The following is a 20,889-nucleotide window of genomic DNA, read 5'->3' as shown; positions in this document are numbered from 1 at the left end:
CCTTCAGGTCCCGTACAGCGTCTTCTTCCAGATCGTCGACAGCGTCGCAATGGCGTCCTCGTCGCTGATCTCGACGCCGAGACCCGATGTGCCCACGAAAACGGTGGTGAAGTTCTCGAACAGCAGCGCGATCGCGGCCGCCGTGTGCTCCGCATTCAGGTCGGCGCCGTAGCCCTGCTCCTGGGCGCGGCGCACCGAGGCGGCGACCACATCCATGCCGAAGCGGCGGAACTGGTTCTGCACGGCGGCGAAGCGCGGTTGTGTCGCGGCCAGTTGCGCGACGGCGATCATGATGCCGATGTTCTGCTTGAACATGTTCCAGTAGCCGGTCACCACCGAACGGAAGAACGCATCGTCGTCGGGGGAGTGGGACAGCTCGAGGCTCGACCCCGACGGCGCCACCATGTCGTGCAGGAACGACTCGGCCAACGCCGCCAGCAGGTCCTCCTTGTCGGTGAAGTACCGGTAGAACGCCGCCGGTGACTTCCCGGCCGCCGACGTGATGTCGCCCAGGGTCGTTCCGTGAAAGCCGCGTTCGGCGAACAACTTCCGGGCGGCCAGCTCAATGGCCTGCCGGGTCTGCAGGCCCTTGGCGCTCAGCGTCCCCGTCGGTCCGGCGGGCACGTCAGTCGCCGAGGATCCGGTCGCCGGCGCGCAGCAGCGAGCCCGGCAGATCATGTCCGACGAGACGTTGCGCCACGGCGGCCGCCTCGATCGCGGCGCACAGGTCGACGTCGACACCGATGCCGCTGTCACGCAGCAGGTACACCAGGTCCTCGGTGGCGATGTTTCCGCTCGCCCCCGGCGCGAACGGGCATCCGCCGAGCCCGCCCACCGACGCGTCCAGGCGGGTGACGCCGGCGTTGACCGCGGCGTACGCGCTGGCCAGTCCGGCGCCGCGGGTGTTGTGGAAGTGTGCGCCCAACGGCACATCGCCGATCATCGGGCGTAGCGCCTCGACGGTCTCGACGACCCGCCGAGGGGTGGTGGTGCCGATGGTGTCGGCGATGGCCAACCGGTCCACGCCACTCGACAGAGCGGTGGTGATGACGTCGACCACCCGCTGATGCGGTGTCGGGCCGTCGAACGGGCAGTCCCACGCGGTCGCGACTATCACCTCGACCGTAGCGCCGCTGTCGTGCGCGATCGCGGTGATCTCGCCGATCTGCGCGGTCGCATCGGCAGAGGTGCGCCCGACGTTGGCGGCGCTGTGTCCGTCGGACGCGGACACCACGTACTCGATCGACGCCAACCCGGCCGCAAGCGCCCGCTTGGCGCCGTTCGGGCTGGCGACCAGCGCGGAGAACTCGATGCCGTGGGAGTCACGGAACTCCTGCAGATGCGTCGCGAGGTCGGCGGCGTCGGCCAGTGCGGGCACCTTCGACGGTGAGACGAACGCCGTCGCCTCCATCTCGCGCACCCCGGTCGCGGCCACCGCGGCCAGCAGTTCGAGCTTGGCCGACAACGGGATCGGCTTCTCGATCTGCAGCCCGTCGCGCAGCGAGACGTCGCGGATGGCGACATGCTCGGGTAGGTCGGTCATAACACTCCCTTCGCCCGCAGCGCGTCCAGGTCGGCCTCGCTCCTGCCCAGCAGGCCGCGGTAGACCTCGTCGTTGTGCTGCCCCGGCCGCGACGAACCGGCGAACCGAATGGTGCCGGGTGTCTCCGAGAGCACCGGCACCACTCCGGGGCCCTTGACGTTGCGGCCGATCCGCTCGTCGTAGTGATCGGCGATCATGCCACGCGCGGAGAACTGCGGATCCGTGACGACCTCGGCGACGGTGTTGATCGGCCCCGCAATCACCCCTGCGGCACTGAGGGTTTCGATGATGTCGCCCGGCTCGCGCTGGGCGGCCCAGTCGCCGATGAGCTTGTCCAGCTCGTCCTGATTGCGGCCGCGGGCCACGTGGGTGGCGAACCGGTCGTCGGTGGCCAGTTCGGGCTGGCCCATCGCTGCGCACAGCCGGCGGAACACCGTGTCCTGGTTGGCTGCGATCACCACCCAGCTGCCGTCGGCGCTGCGGTAGATGTTCGACGGCGCGATGCCCTCCAGGCGGGTGCCCGACGGGCCGCGCACCACCCCGCCGACGTCGTAGTCGGGGATCGTCGACTCCTGCACCGCCAGGCATGCTTCGGTCAGCGCGGCGTCGACGACCTGCCCCTCGCCGGTGACCGAACGGCGGTACAGCGCGGCCAGCGCACCCTGGGCGGCGAACATCCCGGCCAGGCTGTCGCCCAGCGAGAGTGCCAGCCGCGGCGGCGGACCACCGGGAAATCCGTTCATGTGCCGCAGCCCGCTGGCTGCCTCGGCGACCGACGCATAGCCCGCCTTGTGTGCTTCGGGCCCTGTCTGCCCGTAGCCCGAGACCCGTACCAGGATGATGCCGCGGTTGCGCTCACGCAGCACGTCGTAGCGGAGGTTCCATTTCTCCAAGGTGCCCGGCCGGAAGTTCTCCACGACGATGTCCGAGCGCTCGACGAGATCCAGGAAAAGGGCCCGGCCCGCCTCGGTGCGCAGGTTCAGCGTCACCGCCTTCTTGTTGCGCGCATGAACTGTCCAGAAGAAGTGAAGTCCGTCCAGTTCGGCCTGACCCCAGGTGCGCAGCGGATCCGGAGCGCCCGGCGGCTCCACCTTGATCACCTCGGCGCCCATGTCGCCCAGCAGGCGGCCGGCGAACGGTCCGGAGATCAGCGTGCCGACCTCGATGACGCGGATGCCGTCGAGCGGACCGGAGACAGTCATGACGAGAAACCGTGCCGGTGCAGCCAGTCGGTGACGACGCCGACCGCTTCGCGCAGCTTGTCGCGCTGGTCGGCGCCCGCGTAATAGTGGTTGGCGCCGGAAATCTCGTGCATCTCCTTGTCATGATGCCCGATGGCCTCGAACAGCCGGCGGGTATGGCTCGGTGTGCAGGCGTCGTCGGCGAGGTTGCCGATCACCAGCGTCGGCACCGCGATGTCCGGCCCGCACCGCACCGCGTCGCCGTTGGCGTCGTCGTAGCTCCACTGCGACAGCCAGCTGCGCAGGGTGCAGAACCGGGCCAGGCCCACGGGGCTGTTGTTGACGACCTGCGGGTCGCCCAGGTAGCAGGTGCCCGGGGTGCGCTCGTTGGGGTCGACGGCCGGATCCAGCCAACGCGGGTCGGCCATGGTGCCGTGGACGACGAACGCGAACTCGTCATCGGGCCGACCCTCAGCGGCCAGCTTCGCCAATTTCTCTTTGACCCACTTGGTGATTCGCCGGTTGCGGTCGATCTGCGCCTGGCGGTAGCGGTCGAGGAACTCGCTGGTGTACGGCGGCTGATTGGGGTTGTCGGGGTTGTAGAGGTCCAGTTCGGGATCGCGCTTCGAAGGGTCCGACTCGTCGAGGATGGACGCGTCGAGCCACTCGGTCATGGTGCCGTGGCGACTGATGTGGGCCGCCAGCAGCATCAGCCCGTCGGCGGGGATCAGCCCCAGTGAGGTCAGGTCCGGGCCGTCGCCCGACGGGCTGGCCGTCACCGTCGGGTGCTGGGCCTGCTGCTGGTAGAACACCGACAGCGACCCCCCGCCGCTCCACCCGGCCAACACCACCTTGGCGTAGCCGAGCCGCTTCTTGGCGTCCTTGACACACTCGCCGAGGTCCTCGACCACCTTCTCCATGAGCAGCGCCGAGTCGGTGCCGCGGAACCGGCTGTTGCAGTAGATGACGTGGTGGCCCGCCCGGGCGAGGGCGTTCATCATCGGCAGGTACGCACCACCGCCGATCGGGTGCATGAAGACCAGCACGGTATCTGCGGGCTTGTCCTTCGGCCGCAGCAGGTGGCTTTCCAGCACCACCAACTCGGCCACGCCGCCGTACACATCGCGTACAGCCGAATTGTTGTGGTAGGCAACGAGATAGGGGATGCGGTCGTACTCGTGTCTCACCGCAGTGGTCATGCGTGCTTGCTCTCGTTCGATGTCGCGGCCGCCGCTCCGAGGTCTGATGTCGCGGCCGCCGCTCCGAGGTCTGATGTCGCGGCCGCCGCTCCGAGGTCGTGCGCCAGCACCTCGGCCGACGGCGTCAGCCGCCTACTGGTATCGATGGAGATGACCTGCCATCCGACGCGGTCCTGTTCGTCGAACTTGCGTCGCGCCCGCTCACGCGCCTTCTCCGGAGCGCCGTGATGCACACCCTGCGGGGCATGGCTGATCAGTCCGGGCGGCATCGGGATGCCGAACAGGTCGCCCCCGTGGAAAAACGAGACCTCGTCGTAGTCGACGTTGCGGTGGTACCACGGTGGGCGTTCGGTGCCGGGCACGGTTTCGGCGGGACGGGGCAGGAAGTTCATCACGGCCACGCCGGTGGCCTGCATGAACAGGTGCACCGTCGGCGGCAGGTGCACGCTCTCGCTGGCGATCACGTTGTAGTCGGCGATGTTGAAGCTGAAGGCGAAGTTGTCACCGCGCCAGCCCTCGACGTCGAGCGGATTGTGTTGGTAGTACAGCGAAGTCGGGCCACCCGGAACCGTCGGGTGCATCAGCCGAACCTCGTACTCGCCGTTGGTCTGCGGGCCGTCGCCGGTGTCGACCGGCGCGGGCTCGGGAATGACGGCCTGCGACGGGTCGAACGGGAAGTGCCTGCCGAGCGGGCCGGGCGGTGGCACCCGGAACTCGTCGGTCGCCTCGATCATCAGCAGTGTGGTCTCGCCGTCGGGTACCTGTCGCCACGTCGTGGCCTTCGGGATGTACACCCAGTCGCCTTCGCGGTAGCGAAGTGGGCCGAACTCCGTCTCGAGCACTCCGCTGCCCTGATGCACGAACGAGAGCAGATCGCCATCGACATGACGGACGTAAAACGGCATCTCCTCGCTGCGTCGGGACAGCGAAATCCGGCAGTCGTCGTTGCCGAACAGCAGCAGCGGGGCGCCGGCGGCGTCGGTGGCGTCGCTGGGTTTCAGCTCGCTGCTCATCACATCCAGCGGACGCAGGGGGCCGGATGCCCGGTACGCCGTGGGGTCGTGGCGGCGGTAGATGTTGGCGGTGCGGCCGACGAATCCGCCGCGGCCGAGTTCATCGTCCTTGAGGCCGTCGAGGTCGGCGTGTAGCCGCCTCGGGGTGCGGCCTTTGCGCAGGTGGACGAATGATTCCATGGTTAGCTCCATCGATGGCGGCGGTGGTCGGCCGAGGCAGAACTAAAAGTGACTTTACTTTTACTTCAGCCGACGGTCAACGCCTCAGTCGGTGAGATCGACGCGAACCGTCAGCAAGTTGCTGCCGAATGTGCGCACGCCCATGCTGTTGAACCGCGGCAGCGATTCGAGTCGTTCGTGCGGATCGTCGTCGGGCATCAGGTGAGCGACGCCGCTGTGCCAGCGACCGTTGATCCGGACACGGACGCGGGGGTTGGCCTGGATGTTGCGGATGTACTGCGATCTGTCGCCGAACTCCGAGACGAACCAGAACTGGTCACCGATCCTGCTGCCGCCCAACGGCGTCCGGCGAGGTTGGCCCGACTTGCGGCCCGTCGTCTCCAGCAGCGTCTGGAACGGCAGCCGCCGCGTCAGCGGGTTGGCCACCCGCTTCTGGAAGAAACCGGTGAATCGGTCCCGCACGTCGGCCATGGGGGCTCCTCTCAGACCATCGCTGTCCGCGACACTTTCATACCCAAGCTCAAGGCGCCCGCGAGTTCGCGACTCGTGTCGTAGTCGAAGACCACGTGGCCGGCAAGGACGTCCACATCGCGCTTGATGCGTTGTAGTGGATTGTGGAAGAAGTGTGCGCTGGCACCCGAGGCCTCGAGCAACCCGGCGATGACGGCCCTGGACTCGTGCACGATGTGCGCCGCCGTCATCCGCGCGGCCGCGCGCCTGGGCCGCGGCACGGGATCGCCCGTGGCGACCAGGGATTCGATCTCTTCGACGGTGTCGACCAGCAGGCCCCTCAGCGCCCGTAGCCGCACCTCGGCCTCGCCGAGACGGGCCTGGGCGATCGGTTTGTCCTTCTGGACGACACCCTCGTAGGCCAGGACGCGGGCCGACAGCCGCTCGGCGTAGATCTCGACCACCCGCTCGGCGCTGCCCAGCGCCGGCATCGCCGCCAGCAGCGCCAGGGCGGGCACCATCGGCCAGCGGTACGTGTCGGCGTCGTGTAGTCCGGCGCCGGGGGCGGCGCCGGTGTAGATGTCGGCGACCCGAACCAGTCGGTGCTCAGGGACGAACGCATCGGTGATGACGACGTCCTGCGAACCGGTCGCCCGCATCCCGTCGGTGTGCCACACGTCGACTATCTCGGCCTCGTCGATCGGCAGCAGCGCGAGCGCCGGGTAGAGGCCTGCGGGATCGTTCTCGGCTCCACACAGCGCGCCGACCATGATCCAGTTGCCGTCCAACGCGCCGGTCGCCCATGACCAGCGACCGGTCAGCCCGACGCCGCCGTCGGCGGGCAGGCCACGACCCGTCGGAGCCAGGGGAGCGGGCGCCAGGAACGGGCGGGTCGCGAAGCCCTCCTCCTGGGCCCGTTTCCCGAACAACGCGAGCATCCAGTTGTGCAGCATGTAGAAGCCGATGGTCCACGCGCTCGAGGCGCATCCATGAGCCATCCGCCGCACCGGATCGAGGATCGCGCTGAACGGCGCCTGCTGTCCCCCGAAGCAGGCCGGCACCAGCAGGTCCGTGATCCCCGATCCGGTGAGCTCGGCGACGGTGGCCGCGGGCAGCCGCCGCAGTTTTTCTGCCTCCTGCGCCCGATCCGCCAGCCTCGCGACGAAGGCCGCGTCGATCGCGGTGGTCGCGGGCACCGCCATGCCGCGAACCTTACCATACTTTTTCGTACGGAAATCGGCTGGATCAGCGTCCGAGCATGATCTCCAGGAATCGCTCCCAGCCCGCGGCGCCACGCGGGCTGGGCCGCGATCCCGACAGGTGCAGAAAGCCGATCCCCGCCGCGAAGGTGGCGTTCGCCCGCACCTCGGCTTCGTCGTCGTCGAAGCCGTCGTCGACGAAGGCCTGCCGCACCGCGCTCACGACACGCGCATCGGATGCCCGCACACTGGCCGCGACCGCGTCGTCGGTCCGCGCCCATTCCCGCATCGCCCGTTCCAGCGTCCAATGGCGGGTGTCGACGAGCGCGGTCATCATTTGCGACAGGCGCTGGCGGGGCGGCGCGTCGGCCATCGTCGTGAAGTGGCGGCGGTCGTCGTCGCGCAACTCTCCCCAGGCGGCGACCAGCACGGCGCGGTAACTGGCCATATCGGTGAAATGCCAGTAGAAACTGCCTTTCGTCGCGCCCACGCGCGCGCACAACCGGTCCAGTTTGAGCGCAGTGAGGCCCTCCTCGGCCAGGATGCCGAAGCCGGCCTGGATCCAGTCGTCGACCGACAACCGGGCAGCGCGGGCGTTCGCCATGTTCGGCAGCCTACGGCGGGCGGCGAACCGTGTCGGTGCGAACGTGACGCCGACGTCAAATCCATTCCCGCGTCGGAAAAAGGCAGCAAACGCGGATCAGGCTTGGTCGGGTCCAGGTCCCATGTTTTACTGCACACGCGACAACTGAAACTTCTCGGTCCGTTCGAGGGCACCGGGCTCAGTCGAGCGGGCACGACGACGCAGTGGCGGATTGCTGCGCCGTCGATGGCGATCGCTCGATCGCGGTGGGAATGACCTCCTGGAGACGACCGGAAGATGTGGACCCGCAGTATGCGCTTGATTGAGAAGATGAGAGGCCCGTGGGCGCGGCGCTTCGGCGTGGCAGCCCTGGCGGCGGCCCTGTTGCCTGCGCTGGTGGGTGTCACCGGACAGACGGGAACGGCGCAGGCGTTCTCGCGGCCCGGCCTGCCGGTCGAGTACCTGATGGTCCCGTCGCCGGCAATGGGAACCGATATCAAGGTGCAGTTCCAGAGCGGCGGACCCGGTTCGCCCGCCCTGTACCTGCTGGACGGTCTGCGTGCCCGGGAGGACTTCAACGGCTGGGACATCGAGACCCAGGCCTTCGAGTGGTTCTACGAGTCCGGTCTGTCCGTCGTCATGCCGGTCGGCGGCACTTCCAGCTTCTACACCGATTGGTATCAACCCGCAGTCGGCAACGGCGGCCGCACGTACACCTACAAGTGGGAGACCTTTCTGACACAGGAGCTGCCGCAGTGGCTGGCCGCCAACCGGGACGTCAAGCCCACCGGTAGCGCGGCGGTCGGGCTGTCCATGGCCGGCTCGGCGTCGCTGATCCTGTCCGCCTACCACCCCGAGCAGTTCATCTACGCCGGGTCGCTGTCCGGCTTCTTGAACCTGTCGGACGGCTACTGGCCCACGCTGGTGGGCCTTGCGATGCGCGACTCGGGTGGGTTCAGCGCGGAGGCCATGTGGGGCCCCTCCAGCGACCCCGCCTGGCGGCGCAACGACCCGACGGTCAATGTTCAGCTCATCGCCGACAACGGCACCCGCATCTGGGTGTACTGCGGCAGCGGCCGACCCGGTGAGCTGGGTGGTTCGGGCCTGCCTCAGGAATTCCTGGAGAACTTCACCCTGGCCTCGAACCTTCGGTTCCAGGAGGCCTACCTCGCAGCTGGCGGCAACAACGGGGTGTTCAACTTCCCGCCCACCGGGACGCACACCTGGGTGTACTGGGGCCAGCAGCTTCAGCAGATGAAGCCCGACCTGCAAAGGGTGCTGCTGGGTCAATGACGGTGACATCGCACGCCGGCCGACATGGCCGGCGGGCTGCGGTGCGATGGCGTTCGCCATCGCCGTGGAACAACCTCGTTTCGAACTACCAAGATTGGACGGAGTTGCAGTATGAGCCTTGTTGACAAGATTCGCGGCCGGTGGGCGCGGCGCTTCACGGTCGCGGCCGTCGCCGCGGCGCTCCTGCCCGCGCTGGTGGGAATCACCGGACAGTCGGCCATCGCGGGCGCCTTCTCCCGCCCCGGCCTGCCGGTCGAGTACCTGATGGTGCCGTCGCCGTCAATGGGCCGAGACATCAAGGTGCAGTTCCAGAAGGGCACCGGCTCACACGCGGTGTACCTGCTCGACGGTCTGCGCGCCCGCGAGGACTACAACGGCTGGGATCTGGAGACCCAGGCGTTCGAATGGTTCTACGAGACCCCGCTCTCGCTCGTGTTGCCGGTCGGTGGTCAGTCCAGCTTCTACACCGACTGGTACCAGCCCGCGTGCGGCAACAACGGCTGCCAGACCTACAAGTGGGAGACCTTCCTTACCGCGGAACTGCCGCAGTGGCTCGAGGCGAACCGCGGCGTGTCCAGTACCGGCAACGCCGCAGTCGGCCTCTCGATGTCGGGTAACTCCGCGATGATCCTGGCCACGTACCACCCGCAGATGTACGTCTACGCGGGCGCGCTGTCGTCGTTCCTCAACCCGTCCGAAGGGTCGTGGCCGTTCCTGATCAACATGGCCATGGGCGACGCTGGCGGATACGAAGCCAACGACATGTGGGGTCCGACCGAAGACCCGAACAGCGCCTGGAAGCGCAACGATCCCATGCTGCAGATCCCGCAGCTGGTGGCCAACAACACTCGCCTGTGGGTCTACTCCGGCAACGGCACGCCCAACGAGCTGGGCGGGGCGAACCTGCCTGCCGAGTTCCTCGAGGGGCTGGTGATCCGGACAAACCTGACGTTCCGCGACAACTACATCGCCGCAGGCGGGAACAACGCAGTGTTCAACTTCCCGCCCTACGGCACGCACAGCTGGGAGTACTGGGGTCAGCAGCTTCAGCAGATGAAGCCCGACCTGATCTCCTACCTGGGCTGACCGACGACAACGCGAAGATCCCCGGACACTCGAGTGTCCGGGGATCTTCGCGTTGGTAGGCGAGGACCGCCGTCGGTGAGTGGGCTACTTCAATTCGGACGACGACAGCCCCAGCAGTCGGCGCGCGACCACCAGCAGCTGGATCTGTTGCGTGCCCTCGAAGATGTCGAGGATCTTGCTGTCGCGGGCCCACTTCTCCAGCAGGGTGGCCTCCGAGTAGCCGACGGTGCCCGCCAGCTCCACCGCCTTGAGGGTGATGTCGCTGGCCACCCGGCCGGCCTTCGCCTTGCCCATGGAGGCTTCCTTGGAATTCGGAATGTTGTTGTCGGCCTGCCACGCCGAGCGCACCATCAGCAGATAGGCGGCCTCCCAGTCGGATTCCATCCGCAGGAATTCGGCGGCCGGCGCACTCTGGGCATACGACGGCTTGTCATAGGAGATCTCGATCCCGGCGTCGGTCAGGATCTTGCGCAATTCTTCGAGCGCGGCTCGGGCGATGCCGACGGCCATCGCCGCGACGACGGGACGTGTGTTGTCGAAGGTCTCCATGACCCCGGCAAAACCCTTATCCACTTGGACATCCGGGCTGCCGAGCAGGTTCTCCTCGGGGATCCGCACGTTGTCGAAGCGAATCGCGGCGGTGTCGGAAGCCTTGATGCCGAGCTTGTCCTCGAGTCGCTCGACCGTCACGCCGGGGTGCTCACGGGGCACGATGAACGACTTGATCGCCGCCCGGCCCAGCGACTTGTCCAGCGTCGCCCACACGACGATGTGGGTGGCCCGCGATCCGGCGGTGACGTAGATCTTCTCGCCGTTGATCACGTACTCGTCGCCGTCGAGCCGGGCCGTCGTCGAAACCGCCGCCGAGTCGGACCCGAAGTCGGGCTCGGTGATCGCCATCGCGGCCCACACGCCCTTGCCCAGGTGCTCCAGTTGCTCGGGCGTGGCGACGCTCGAGATCGCCGCATTGCCGAGGCCCTGCCGGGGGACCGAGAGCATCAGAGCCACGTCGCCCCAACTGATCTCCATGACGTTGAGCACGGCCGACATGTTCCCGCCGTTGTGGTTGACGTCCTTGGCCTGGCCGGCCGCGAACGCCTCGGCGCCGGCGAAGGCGAATGCCTTGGCGTCCTGGATGCCCTCGAACAGCGTGGCCAGAGTGTCCAGTTCCACCGGATACTCGTGCTCGCGCAGATCCCACTTGCGCGAGATCGGCCGCAGCATCTCGGCGGCACCCTGATGAGCCTTCTCGATGACCGCTTCGAGCTTGCGGGGCAGTTCCAAATTGATTGCCATGATTGCTCTTTCGTGGGAGGAATGACGCCCGGTCAGATAACGACGACACCCTCGGCGACGCCGATCGCGCGCAGATCGCGATACCACCGTTCGACCGGGTGCTCCTTGGTGTAGCCATGGCCGCCGAGCAACTGCACGCCGTCCAGACCGATCTGCATGCCCTTGTCGGTGCCCAGCCGTTTGGCCAGCGCGGCTTCGCGGGCGAACGTCAGGCCCTGATCGGCGCGGGAGGCCCCGCGCCAGGTGATCAGCCGCAGCCCGTCGAATTCGATCGCCATGTTGGCGCACATGAACGCCACCGCCTGCCGATGCGCGATCGGCTCGCCGAATGCCCGGCGTTCCTTGACGTATGGCACCACGTAGTCCAATACCGCGTGGGAGGTCCCCACGGCCAGCGCCGCCCACCCCAGGCGCGACAACGCGACCGCTTCCGAGTAGTCCTCGTCGGTCGCCGCATCCTCGCCGAGGCGCGCCGACAGCGGGACGGTGACGCCGTCGAGGGTGACCCGGCCCAGCGCAGCCGCCCGGATGCCCATGCCCGGGTCGGGCGTGACGGTCAGCCCCTTCGACGACGACTCGACGAGGAAGAGGGCCGGCTTGCCGTTGAGTTGCGCTGCGACGATGAACAATTCGGTGTCGACGGCGGCGGGCACCAGTGACTTGACCCCGTCGAGGCGATAACCGCTCGGGGTGCGGACGGCGGTCGTCTTCAGCGCGGTCGGATCGAACAGCGCGTGCGGTTCGGCGATCGCCACACAGGCCTGCGGCACGTTCTCGCCCGCGAACTCCGTCAGGTAGGTGGCCTGCTGATCAGCGCTGCCCCAGTGGGTCAGGGCCGCCGCGACACCGGCGGGCGCGAGGATCGGCAGCGCCAGGCCCATGTCGCCGTACGCCAGGGCCTCGGCGACCAACACGTTGGTCACGGCGGCGCGGTGGGCGGCGATGCCCTCGAAATCCTCGGGGACGTTGATGGCGGTGATGCCGAGGTCGCTGGCCCTGGCCACGAGGTCTGCCGGGTAACCCGCCGCTTCGTCGGACTCGCGTGCGGCCGGGCGGATCACCTCATCGGCGAACTCGGCGACCGTCTCGACGATCATCTTCTGTTCGTCGTCGGGGGTCAGGTCGAAGTAGTCTGACCCGCTCTTCTTCAGCCGGGCCGGCCCACTCTGGCTTCCCGACACCCGCTTGAACTGACGGGTGGCCGCACCGGCGACGGAGAACACCTGCTTGACGCCGTACTTGAGGCCGCGGTTGAGCGGATCGCGCAGGTTGTGGCGATCCAGGAACTCCTGGCCGACCAGGGGCGTCACCAGCGCGAGACCCAGATCTGTCGCGGAGCGCTTGTGCTTCTTCAGGCCGACGGCGCTCTCTTTGCCTTTGTCACCTGTTCGCTTCGGTCCGCTCTTCGGCGGCACGGTCTTGGTCATGTCGAATGCCTCGCTTCGGGGGATGAGGTTCGAGCTCGCCGAACTGACTCCAGAGTAAGGTATCTGAACTGACTCCTGAGTAAGTTGTTAGTGAACTCACAGCTTGCTCAGCACCGCGCGGTGCAGCAGGCCGTTGGTGGCCACCGCGCTGCCGCCGTGCGGACCCGGTCGCCCGGCCAGGTTGGTGAACGTGCCGCCCGCCTCGCGGATCAGGATGTCCAGGGGCGCCAGATCCCACGTCGAGACCTCCGGTTCGGCGGCGATGTCGACGGCTCCCTCGGCGACCAGGCAGTAGTTGAAGAAGTCGCCGTAGCCCCGCACCCGCCACACCTCGTCGGTGAGCGCGATGAAGCGCTCACGGATACCGCGGGCGGCCCAACCGGACAGGCTGGAGAACGCCAGGCTCGCCGCGGTCAGGTCGTCGACCTTGGACACCTGCAGCCGCCGCGGCGGCCCGTCGCCCACCGTCGCGAACGCGCCCCGACCTTCCTGCGCCCACCAGCGTCGGTGCAGCGCGGGCGCGCTGATCACCCCGACCGTCGGAACGCCGTCGCGCAGCAGGGCGATCAGCGTGGCCCACACCGGCACGCCGCGCACGAAGTTCTTGGTGCCGTCGATCGGGTCGATCACCCACTGGCGGCCCGCGAATTCCTTCGTGCCGCCGAACTCCTCGCCGAACACCGAGTCCTCGGGCCGCGACTCGCTCAACCGGCGCCGGATCATGGATTCGACGTCGATGTCGGCGTCGGTGGCCGGTGTCATGTCGGGCTTGGTTTCGACGACCAGGTCGACCGCCCCGAAGCGCATCGTCGTCATCGCATCCGCCTCGTCGGCCAGCATGAGCGCCAGCATCAGATCGTCGACCTCGGTCCGCATGCCTGTCGTCCTACCATGTCGGTGTGTTCGAATTCGCGATGATTCTGCTGCTGGTCGGCGTGCTCGTGCTCATCGCGGGGCCGTGGCTGATGCGGCGTCGCGGGGCGGGCGCGGATTGGCCGTCGGGTCAACTGCTGGTCACCGGCGTCAGCCCGCCGCCGGCCGATCAGACCGGTCCGCAGTTCGTCACCATCACCGGCGTGATCAACGGGCCCACGGTCAGCGAGCACGTGATCTACCAACGCCTCGAGGTCGACGTCAACGACTGGCCGACGATGGGCCAGCTGTTCCCCGTGGTGTATTCACCGAAGAACCCGGACAATTGGCGATTCGCTTCGCAGGAGCTGCCTCCGCCCCCTCCGGCGCCGCCGCCGCCGCAGGTGTACTGAAGGATCCTGTGCCGGCTGCTTCAGCCGTGTCAGCCGTGCCCGATGCGCAACAGCTCCGCGACGCTCGTCAGCTTCACCCGCGGCCTGCCGTGCGGCTCACCGGTCGTGCGCTCGTGCTCGTCGATGAGCCTCCAGTGGTCGTCGGTGACGACCTTGGGCTGTCGCTCGACCAGCCATTCGGCCAGCCGCTCAGCGTGGTCGTCGCCGAAATCCGCGAGCGCCGCCCCCTGCAGATCGGCGACCAGCGTGTCCACCGTGTCCTGGGAGTCCTTCTTGTTGCTGCCGATGACACCGGTCGGCCCACGCTTGATCCAGCCGACGACGTACTCGTTGCGGCTGCCCTCGATTCGCCCGTCGGTGTGCGGGATCGTGCCGCTGCGCTCGTCGAACGGCAACCCCGGCGTCTGCACCCCGCGGTATCCGACGGCACGCACGACGAGCTGGGCCGGCACCTCTTCTCGCTCGCCGGTGTCCTTGGCGACGATGCGGCCGTTCTCGTCGACCAGCTCATTGCGGCCCAGCACGATCGACTCGACCTGGCCGTCGCCCTTGATCTCGATGGGCGAGGTGCGGAAGCGGAACACGATGCGCCGCTTGGCGCCTTTGACCTCGCGCTCGGCGTAGCCCCGCAGGACCTTGATGTTGTTGCGGACGGTCTTGCCCGCGGCCTCGAGGTCCTCGTCGGTGATGTCGGCCAAGTCGGCCCGATCGACGATGACGTCCACCTCGCCCAGCCCCTCGAGGTCGCCGAGCTCGCGCAGCTCGAGCGTGGTGAACGGCGCCTGCAGCGGACCGCGCCTGCCGATGATGAGCACTTCCTCCACGCCGCGGTCGTGCAGCGACTTCAACGCGTGGTCGGCGATGTCGGTGGTGGCCAGCACGTCGGGATCGGTGACGAGGATGCGGGCCACGTCGATCGCGACGTTGCCGTTGCCCACGACGACGGCGCGACCGCTGGAGATGTCGGGTGCCATCTCCTCGAAGTGCGGGTGCGCGTTGTACCAGCCGACGAAGTCGACGGCCGCCACGCTGCCGTCGAGGTCCTCACCGGGGATGCCCAGCGACCGGTCGCTCTGTGCGCCCACTGCATAGATCACCGCGTCGTAGCGTTCGGCCAGCTCGGCGGCCTGCACATGGTCGCCGACGGCGATGTTGCCGAAGAACCGGAATCGCGGGTCGAGCGCGGTCTTGTCGAACTGGGCGCTGATCGACTTGATCTTCGGGTGGTCGGGCGCCACGCCGGAGCGCACCAGGCCCCACGGTGTGGGCAGCATCTCCAACATGTCGACGCGCACGTCCTTCTTCTGGCCGGCGTCCGCCTCGTCTTTATGCGCGGCGTCGGCGAACTTCAACAGGGACGCCGCGGCGAAGTAACCCGAAGGTCCCGAGCCGACGATTGCCACGTGATATGGGCGCATTCACTGCCTTCTGGTCGCTGTCCGGTCCCTCGGGGCTGTCGCGTCGGGGCCGGGTTGATTACGCACCCGATGCTAGAACGAGGACCTCGGCCGTCGCCGCCAGTCACGCCAATCCGGCGCTGAAGTCGCCACGGGTACCCTGATTTCCCGTGGATGCCGACCGTCAAGCCGACCTCGCCGCCCTCGACTCCACGCTGACCACGGTGGAGCGGGTCCTCGATGTCGACGGACTGCGCGGCCGGATCGAGAAACTCGAGCACGAGGCGTCCGACCCCAACCTCTGGGACGACCAGGCCCGGGCCCAGAAGGTCACCAGCGAGTTGTCGCATACCCAGGGTGAGTTGCGCCGGGTGGAGGAACTGCGCCAGCGCCTCGACGACCTGCCCGTGCTCTACGAGCTGGCCGAAGAAGAAGCCGGAGCGGGGGCCGAAGAAGCCCACGCGGAGGCCGACGCCGAACTGCGGCAGTTGCGCGAGGACATCGAGGCGATGGAGGTCCGCACGCTGCTTTCGGGTGAGTACGACGAGCGTGAAGCCGTCGTCACGATCCGGTCGGGCGCAGGCGGGGTGGACGCCGCCGACTGGGCCGAGATGCTGATGCGGATGTACATCCGGTGGGCCGAACAGCACAACTATCCCGTCGAGGTGTTCGACACCTCCTACGCCGAGGAGGCGGGCATCAAGAGCGCCACCTTCGCGGTGCACGCACCGTTCGCCTACGGCACTTTGTCGGTCGAGCAGGGCACGCACCGACTGGTGCGCATCAGCCCGTTCGACAACCAGAGCCGGCGGCAGACCTCGTTCGCCGACGTCGAGGTGCTGCCCGTGGTGGACACCGCCGACCACATCGACGTTCCCGAAACCGATGTGCGCGTTGACGTCTACCGGTCCAGCGGGCCGGGCGGGCAGTCCGTCAACACGACCGACTCGGCGGTTCGACTCACCCACATCCCAACCGGTATCGTGGTCACCTGTCAGAACGAGAAGTCTCAGCTGCAGAATAAGGTCGCAGCGATGCGGGTACTTCAGGCAAAGCTGTTGGAACGCAAACGTTTAGAAGAACGCGCCGAGATGGACGCCCTGAAGGGCGACGGCGGCAGTTCGTGGGGCAACCAGATGCGGTCCTACGTGCTGCATCCCTACCAGATGGTGAAGGACCTGCGGACCGAACACGAGGTCGGCAACCCCGCGGCGGTCCTCGACGGCGACATCGACGGGTTCCTGGAGGCCGGAATCCGTTGGCGCAATAGGAAAGATGACGAATAGCACCGTGCTTGCGATCGACTACGCCGACGGCTGGCAGGACTTCTGGCGCGGCGACATCGGCCTGTGGATCCTGGAGCGCGGCGTCCCGATAGCGCTGCTGCTCATCGGTGGACTGCTCGCCGCCCGGTTCATCAACTGGGCGGCGCGGCGCATCGTTCGCCGCATCGACGCCGAGTACCAGGAAAGCGATCAGCTGGTCCGCACGGAGAGCGCGAAGCACCGGCAGGCCGTGGCCTCGGTCATCTCGTGGGTGTCGGTCGCGTTGTTGTTCGTGGTCGTGCTGGTCGAGGTGTATGACACCCTGGCCATTCCGATCGGGTCGCTGGTGGCACCCGCCGCGGTGCTCGGCGCCGCGCTCGGCTTCGGTGCTCAGAAGCTGGTGCAGGACCTGCTCGCCGGATTCTTCATCATCACCGAGCGCCAGTACGGTTTCGGCGACCTTGTCCAGGTCAACATGCTGGGCGCGCCCGACTCGGCCGAGGGCACCGTGGAGGAGGTCACGCTGCGCGTGACGAAGCTGCGCACGAGCGAAGGCGAGGTGTGGACCGTTCCCAACGGCAACATCGTGCGGTCGCTGAACATGTCCAAGGACTGGGCGCGCGCGGTGATCGACGTCCCGGTACCCATCACGGCCGACCTCAACGAGGTGAACGCGCTGCTGCACGAGGTCTGCGCCAATGCGATGGAAGACGTCGACCTGAGCCAACTGTTGCTCGATGAACCGGCCCTGATGGGCGTGGAGAGCATCGAGGTGGACACCGTCAACGTCCGGATCGTCGCCCGTACGCTGCCGGGCAAGCAGTTCGAGGTGGGCCGCCGCCTGCGCATCCGGGTGATCGCGGCGCTGACCCGCGCCGGCATCGTCGCGCACGGCGAGACGACGGCGACGGCCACGGTGGGCGCCATCGTCCACCCGGCTACGGCCGGCGGCGCGGAGCAGGAGACCCAGGGCCCGCCGGAGCAGAAGAAGTGACCGACTGGTTCAAGGCCCGACTCGGGCGGATGCGGTTGTCGACGGTGGTGCTCATCGTCGTGTTCGCCACGCTGTTCTGGGTCTACCAGACGTTCGAGCCGGAGCGCGCGCCGGCCCCGACGCCCGCGGTGGTGCCGCCCGGCTTCGTGCCCGATCCCAATTACACCTGGGTCCCGCGAACGAACGTGCAGCGCACCACCGAGCCCACCGAAACACCTACCAGCACGACGACGCCGCCGACGCCGACGACCACGACGACGAACGGGCCGACGACCACCACGACGATCACGCCGACATCGCCGACGACCACTGTGGTGGACCCCGACGGGCCCGGCCCCGAGCCGCCGACGACCCAGACCATCACCCCGACGGTGTCGCCGTCGCCGGGATCGCCGCCGCCGACACCGACGACGACCGTCGATCCGGCCAACTAGGGCCGCAGGCTTTCACCGCTACACTGGCGACCCGTGATGATCACCCTCGACAACGTGACTAAGCAGTACAAGTCGTCCGCGCGGCCCGCGCTCGACAACGTCTCGGTCAAGATCGAGAAGGGTGAGTTCGTCTTCCTCATCGGACCCTCGGGTTCGGGCAAGTCGACGTTCATGCGGCTCCTGTTGGCCGAGGATTCGCCGACCTCCGGTGACATCCGGGTATCGAAGTTCCACGTCAACAAGCTGTCCGGCCGCCACGTCCCAGGCTTGCGTCAAGTGATCGGCTGCGTGTTCCAGGACTTCCGCCTGCTGCAGCAGAAGACGGTGTTCGAGAACGTCGCCTTCGCCCTCGAGGTCATCGGCAGGCGCCCCGAGACCATCAACCGGGTGGTGCCCGACGTGCTGGAGATGGTCGGCCTCTCCGGCAAGGCCAACCGCCTGCCCGCCGAACTGTCCGGCGGTGAGCAGCAGCGCGTCGCCATCGCGCGCGCCTTCGTCAACCGGCCGCTGGTGCTGCTGGCCGACGAGCCGACCGGCAACCTGGACCCCGAAACCAGCAAGGACATCATGGACCTGCTCGAACGCATCAACCGCACCGGGACGACGGTGCTGATGGCCACCCATGACCATCACATCGTCGACTCGATGCGCCAGCGGGTCGTCGAACTCGAACTCGGCAGGCTGGTCCGCGACGAGCAGCGCGGCGTCTACGGGATGGACCGCTAGTGCGCTTCGGCTTCCTCATCAACGAGGTCCTCACCGGATTTCGTCGCAACATCACCATGACGGTGGCGATGATCCTGACCACCGCGATCTCGATCGGGCTGTTCGGCGGCGGGATGTTGGTGGTACGGCTGGCCGACCAGTCGCGCGACATCTACCTCGACCGCGTCGAGAGCCAGGTTTTCCTGACCGACGACGTCTCGGCCAACGACCCCAACTGCGACACCGACCCGTGCAAGTCGCTGCGCCAGCAGATCGAGGAGCGCGACGACGTGCGCTCGGTGCGGTTCCTCAACCGCGACGAGGCCTACGACGACGCGATCAAGAAGTTCCCGCAGTACAAGGACGTCGCCGGACGCGAGGCCTTCCCGGCGTCGTTCATCGTCAAGCTGACCGATCCCGAGCAGCACAGCGACTTCGACCAGGCGATGCTCGGTCAGCCCGGCGTGCTGAACGTGCTCAACCAGAAGGATTTGATCGACCGGTTGTTCGCCGTGCTCGACGGCATCAGCAACGCCGCGTTCGCCGTGGCGCTGGTGCAGGCCATCGGCGCGGTGTTGCTGATCGCCAACATGGTTCAGGTCGCGGCGTACACCCGACGAACCGAGATCGGGATCATGCGGCTGGTCGGCGCCAGCCGGTGGTACACGCAGCTGCCGTTCCTGGTGGAGGCCATGTTGGCCGCGTTCATCGGCGTGGTGATCGCGATCGTCGGCCTGATCCTGGTGCGGGCGCTGTTCCTGGAGAACGCGCTCGACCAGTTCTATCAAGCCAACCTCATCGCGAAGGTCGACTGGGCCGACGTCCTGTACTTCAGCGCTCCGTTCATGCTCTTCCTCGGGCTGGCGATGTCGGGGATCACCGCCTACGTCACGCTCCGGCTCTACATCCGACGGTAGCGGTGGCGAAGAAAGCGGACCCCTCGCGGTCGCCCAACAACAAGGTCGTCGCGACCAACCGCAAGGCGCGGCACAACTATTCGATCCTGCAGACCTACGAGGCCGGGGTCCAGCTGGTGGGCACCGAGGTCAAGAGCCTGCGCGACGGGCAGGCCTCGCTGGCCGACGCCTTCGCCACCATCGACGACGGCGAGATTTGGCTGCGCAACGTCCACATCCCCGAATATCACCACGGCAGCTGGACCAATCACGCGCCGCGGCGCAACCGCAAGCTGCTGTTGCACCGCAGCGAGATCGACCAGCTGATCGGCCGGATTCGCGACGGCAACCTCACCCTGGTCCCCCTGTCGCTGTACTTCACCGAGGGCAAGGTCAAGGTCGAGTTGGCGCTGGCCCGCGGCAAGGAGGCGCGCGACAAGCGGCAGGACCTCGCCCGTCGAGACGCCCAGCGCGAGATCACCCGCGAGTTGGGCCGCCGCGCCAAGGGCATGGCTTAGCTGTTGCCTCTCTTTTTCGGCGAGCGTGCGGGTCTGCACACGACACGCCGCTTCGCAGCAGCATTTTGCGCACGCTCGCGGGCGACGAGCGTTACCGTCACCCGGGTGAACAGCCCCTCGCGACCCGTGACCGTCCTCGACAAAACCGCCGTGGTGGCGGCCCTGTCGGCGGTGTGGCAGGACATCGACGACCTCGTCAGCGGATTCGAGGAAGACCAGTGGCAGGCGCAGACATCGCTGCCCGGCTGGTCGGTGCGCGACGTCGTGGCGCACGTCGTCGGGACGGAATCGATGCTGCACGGCATCGGCACGCCCGACGCCGATGTCGACATCTCGACCCTCGAGCACGTCCGTAACGACATCGGCGCGATGAACGAGCGCTGGGTCCGCAGACTGCGCACGTTGCCCGCCGACGAATTGCTCGACCAGTACCGCTCGATCACCGCCGAGCGCCGCGAGGCGTTGGCCGCGATGCCCGAGGACGCCTGGAACGAGGTCACCATGACGCCCGCCGGGCCCGACACCTACGGCCGGTTCATGCGGGTGCGAGTCTTCGACTGCTGGATGCACGAGCACGACATTCGCGACGCGGTCGGCAAGCCCGCGGCCGACCCGGCGGGAGCGCCTGCGAGCCAGGCGCTTGACGAGGTCGCGGCGAGCATGGGCTTCGTGGTCGGCAAGCTGGGCAAGGCGCCCGACGGCTCCCGGGTGTCGATCGAACTTACCGGACCGCTGAAGCGGACGATCAACGTCCTGGTCGACGGGCGGGCCAAACTCGTCGACGACTTCGGCGACCATCAGCCGACGGCGACGATCACGCTGGACGGCGTGCTGTTCACCCGGCTTGCCGGCGGGCGCACGCCCCTTGAGCAGCACGCGGAGGCCATCAGCTACGGCGGTGACCAGCAGGTCGGCGAGCGCATCGTCGAGCACCTCAACTACGTGATCTAGCCGGAATGGGCACT

Annotated in this window: 21 protein-coding genes and 1 pseudogene; 10 read left to right on the top strand and 12 right to left on the bottom strand. The window is 67.6% G+C overall.

The window, feature by feature from the left end; all coding sequences use genetic code 11:
- Window positions 1-3: 3 nt before the first annotated feature.
- From K3G64_RS01870 to K3G64_RS01835, 8 genes and pseudogenes are all read right to left on the bottom strand, one after another.
- Window positions 4-624 (bottom strand): TetR/AcrR family transcriptional regulator, encoded by a 621-nt coding sequence (locus K3G64_RS01870; RefSeq protein WP_238888552.1) that lies wholly within the window; start codon window positions 622-624, stop codon window positions 4-6.
- Between the two features lies 1 nt (window position 625).
- Window positions 626-1,543: a hydroxymethylglutaryl-CoA lyase gene (locus tag K3G64_RS01865; RefSeq protein WP_238888550.1), complete on the bottom strand. Its 918-nt coding sequence runs from the start codon at window positions 1,541-1,543 to the stop codon at window positions 626-628.
- Window positions 1,540-2,745 carry a CaiB/BaiF CoA transferase family protein gene (locus tag K3G64_RS01860; protein ID WP_238888548.1) on the bottom strand — a complete coding sequence of 402 codons (1,206 nt, stop codon included), beginning with the start codon at window positions 2,743-2,745 and terminating at the stop codon, window positions 1,540-1,542. The genes K3G64_RS01865 and K3G64_RS01860 overlap by 4 nt, the downstream gene beginning before the upstream one ends.
- Window positions 2,742-3,923, bottom strand: a complete 1,182-nt coding sequence (locus K3G64_RS01855; protein ID WP_238888546.1) for an alpha/beta hydrolase — start codon at window positions 3,921-3,923, stop codon at window positions 2,742-2,744. The genes K3G64_RS01860 and K3G64_RS01855 overlap by 4 nt, the downstream gene beginning before the upstream one ends.
- An 89-nt stretch (window positions 3,924-4,012) precedes the next feature.
- A pseudogene (locus tag K3G64_RS01850) lies at window positions 4,013-5,116 on the bottom strand (homogentisate 1,2-dioxygenase); the annotation flags it as partial.
- Window positions 5,117-5,200: 84 nt separating this feature from the next.
- Window positions 5,201-5,587: a nitroreductase/quinone reductase family protein gene (locus K3G64_RS01845; protein WP_238888544.1), complete on the bottom strand. Its 387-nt coding sequence runs from the start codon at window positions 5,585-5,587 to the stop codon at window positions 5,201-5,203.
- A gap of 11 nt (window positions 5,588-5,598) precedes the next feature.
- Window positions 5,599-6,768 carry an acyl-CoA dehydrogenase family protein gene (locus K3G64_RS01840; RefSeq protein ID WP_238888542.1) on the bottom strand — a complete coding sequence of 390 codons (1,170 nt, stop codon included), beginning with the start codon at window positions 6,766-6,768 and terminating at the stop codon, window positions 5,599-5,601.
- A 43-nt stretch (window positions 6,769-6,811) separates the two neighbouring features.
- Window positions 6,812-7,369: a TetR/AcrR family transcriptional regulator gene (locus K3G64_RS01835; protein ID WP_238888540.1), complete on the bottom strand. Its 558-nt coding sequence runs from the start codon at window positions 7,367-7,369 to the stop codon at window positions 6,812-6,814.
- Window positions 7,370-7,660: 291 nt separating this feature from the next.
- Between K3G64_RS01835 and K3G64_RS01830 the strand changes: the two genes are divergently transcribed.
- A complete protein-coding gene (locus tag K3G64_RS01830; protein WP_238888533.1) occupies window positions 7,661-8,641 on the top strand; it encodes an esterase family protein in 981 nt (326 codons plus the stop codon).
- Window positions 8,642-8,752: 111 nt separating this feature from the next.
- Window positions 8,753-9,727, top strand: coding sequence for an esterase family protein (locus K3G64_RS01825; RefSeq protein ID WP_238888532.1), 975 nt, complete (start codon window positions 8,753-8,755; stop codon window positions 9,725-9,727).
- Between the two features lie 84 nt (window positions 9,728-9,811).
- Here K3G64_RS01825 and K3G64_RS01820 read toward each other — a convergent pair whose 3' ends face one another.
- From K3G64_RS01820 to hisN, 3 genes are all read right to left on the bottom strand, one after another.
- Window positions 9,812-11,023, bottom strand: coding sequence for an acyl-CoA dehydrogenase family protein (locus tag K3G64_RS01820; protein ID WP_238888531.1), 1,212 nt, complete (start codon window positions 11,021-11,023; stop codon window positions 9,812-9,814).
- A 32-nt stretch (window positions 11,024-11,055) separates the two neighbouring features.
- The gene (locus tag K3G64_RS01815) at window positions 11,056-12,450 is read right to left on the bottom strand and encodes an acyl-CoA dehydrogenase family protein (protein ID WP_238888530.1); all 1,395 of its coding nucleotides are present in this window, start codon (window positions 12,448-12,450) and stop codon (window positions 11,056-11,058) included.
- A gap of 96 nt (window positions 12,451-12,546) precedes the next feature.
- Complete coding sequence (gene hisN / locus K3G64_RS01810) at window positions 12,547-13,326, bottom strand: histidinol-phosphatase (RefSeq protein ID WP_238888528.1); 780 nt, start codon at window positions 13,324-13,326, stop codon at window positions 12,547-12,549.
- A gap of 23 nt (window positions 13,327-13,349) precedes the next feature.
- Between hisN and K3G64_RS01805 the strand changes: the two genes are divergently transcribed.
- A complete protein-coding gene (locus K3G64_RS01805; protein WP_238888526.1) occupies window positions 13,350-13,715 on the top strand; it encodes a hypothetical protein in 366 nt (121 codons plus the stop codon).
- Window positions 13,716-13,744: 29 nt separating this feature from the next.
- Here the strand turns inward: K3G64_RS01805 and K3G64_RS01800 are convergent, their stop codons facing one another.
- Window positions 13,745-15,133 (bottom strand): FAD-dependent oxidoreductase, encoded by a 1,389-nt coding sequence (locus K3G64_RS01800; RefSeq protein ID WP_238888525.1) that lies wholly within the window; start codon window positions 15,131-15,133, stop codon window positions 13,745-13,747.
- A 149-nt stretch (window positions 15,134-15,282) separates the two neighbouring features.
- Between K3G64_RS01800 and prfB the strand changes: the two genes are divergently transcribed.
- The 7 genes from prfB (at window position 15,283) to K3G64_RS01765 (ending at window position 20,875) form a co-directional block, all read left to right on the top strand.
- A complete protein-coding gene (gene prfB / locus K3G64_RS01795; protein WP_238888523.1) occupies window positions 15,283-16,398 on the top strand; it encodes a peptide chain release factor 2 in 1,116 nt (371 codons plus the stop codon).
- The gene (locus K3G64_RS01790; RefSeq protein WP_238888521.1) at window positions 16,388-17,371 is read left to right on the top strand and encodes a mechanosensitive ion channel family protein; all 984 of its coding nucleotides are present in this window, start codon (window positions 16,388-16,390) and stop codon (window positions 17,369-17,371) included. The genes prfB and K3G64_RS01790 overlap by 11 nt, the downstream gene beginning before the upstream one ends.
- On the top strand, window positions 17,368-17,805 hold the full coding sequence (locus K3G64_RS01785) for a hypothetical protein (protein WP_238888519.1): 438 nt from the start codon (window positions 17,368-17,370) through the stop codon (window positions 17,803-17,805). Before K3G64_RS01790 ends, K3G64_RS01785 begins: the two co-directional genes overlap by 4 nt.
- Before the next feature lie 36 nt (window positions 17,806-17,841).
- Entirely contained in the window at window positions 17,842-18,531 is a 690-nt protein-coding gene (gene ftsE, locus K3G64_RS01780; RefSeq protein ID WP_238950344.1) for a cell division ATP-binding protein FtsE, read from the top strand.
- Window positions 18,531-19,427: a permease-like cell division protein FtsX gene (ftsX, locus tag K3G64_RS01775; protein ID WP_238888517.1), complete on the top strand. Its 897-nt coding sequence runs from the start codon at window positions 18,531-18,533 to the stop codon at window positions 19,425-19,427. Before ftsE ends, ftsX begins: the two co-directional genes overlap by 1 nt.
- A 2-nt stretch (window positions 19,428-19,429) precedes the next feature.
- Entirely contained in the window at window positions 19,430-19,924 is a 495-nt protein-coding gene (smpB, locus tag K3G64_RS01770; protein WP_238888516.1) for an SsrA-binding protein SmpB, read from the top strand.
- A gap of 105 nt (window positions 19,925-20,029) precedes the next feature.
- Entirely contained in the window at window positions 20,030-20,875 is an 846-nt protein-coding gene (locus tag K3G64_RS01765; protein ID WP_238888514.1) for a maleylpyruvate isomerase family mycothiol-dependent enzyme, read from the top strand.
- The last annotated feature ends 14 nt before the right edge of the window (window positions 20,876-20,889 follow it).

The organism is Mycobacterium sp. IDR2000157661 (assembly GCF_022317005.1).
GTDB lineage: Bacteria > Actinomycetota > Actinomycetes > Mycobacteriales > Mycobacteriaceae > Mycobacterium.
The sequence above is the reverse complement of the archived record's forward strand: the minus strand, read 5'-3'. Positions and strand labels throughout refer to the sequence as shown.

What these genes read in the sequence shown, in the direction of transcription:
- K3G64_RS01865 (WP_238888550.1), bottom strand. Translation starts at nt 1,543, where the DNA reads ATGACCGACCTACCCGAGCATGTCGCCATCCGCGACGTCTCGCTGCGC.
- K3G64_RS01860 (WP_238888548.1), bottom strand. Translation starts at nt 2,745, where the DNA reads ATGACTGTCTCCGGTCCGCTCGACGGCATCCGCGTCATCGAGGTCGGC.
- K3G64_RS01855 (WP_238888546.1), bottom strand. Translation starts at nt 3,923, where the DNA reads ATGACCACTGCGGTGAGACACGAGTACGACCGCATCCCCTATCTCGTT.
- K3G64_RS01845 (WP_238888544.1), bottom strand. Translation starts at nt 5,587, where the DNA reads ATGGCCGACGTGCGGGACCGATTCACCGGTTTCTTCCAGAAGCGGGTG.
- K3G64_RS01840 (WP_238888542.1), bottom strand. Translation starts at nt 6,768, where the DNA reads ATGGCGGTGCCCGCGACCACCGCGATCGACGCGGCCTTCGTCGCGAGG.
- K3G64_RS01835 (WP_238888540.1), bottom strand. Translation starts at nt 7,369, where the DNA reads ATGGCGAACGCCCGCGCTGCCCGGTTGTCGGTCGACGACTGGATCCAG.
- K3G64_RS01830 (WP_238888533.1), top strand. Translation starts at nt 7,661, where the DNA reads ATGCGCTTGATTGAGAAGATGAGAGGCCCGTGGGCGCGGCGCTTCGGC.
- K3G64_RS01825 (WP_238888532.1), top strand. Translation starts at nt 8,753, where the DNA reads ATGAGCCTTGTTGACAAGATTCGCGGCCGGTGGGCGCGGCGCTTCACG.
- K3G64_RS01820 (WP_238888531.1), bottom strand. Translation starts at nt 11,023, where the DNA reads ATGGCAATCAATTTGGAACTGCCCCGCAAGCTCGAAGCGGTCATCGAG.
- K3G64_RS01815 (WP_238888530.1), bottom strand. Translation starts at nt 12,450, where the DNA reads ATGACCAAGACCGTGCCGCCGAAGAGCGGACCGAAGCGAACAGGTGAC.
- hisN (WP_238888528.1), bottom strand. Translation starts at nt 13,326, where the DNA reads ATGCGGACCGAGGTCGACGATCTGATGCTGGCGCTCATGCTGGCCGAC.
- K3G64_RS01800 (WP_238888525.1), bottom strand. Translation starts at nt 15,133, where the DNA reads ATGCGCCCATATCACGTGGCAATCGTCGGCTCGGGACCTTCGGGTTAC.
- K3G64_RS01790 (WP_238888521.1), top strand. Translation starts at nt 16,388, where the DNA reads ATGACGAATAGCACCGTGCTTGCGATCGACTACGCCGACGGCTGGCAG.
- ftsE (WP_238950344.1), top strand. Translation starts at nt 17,842, where the DNA reads ATGATCACCCTCGACAACGTGACTAAGCAGTACAAGTCGTCCGCGCGG.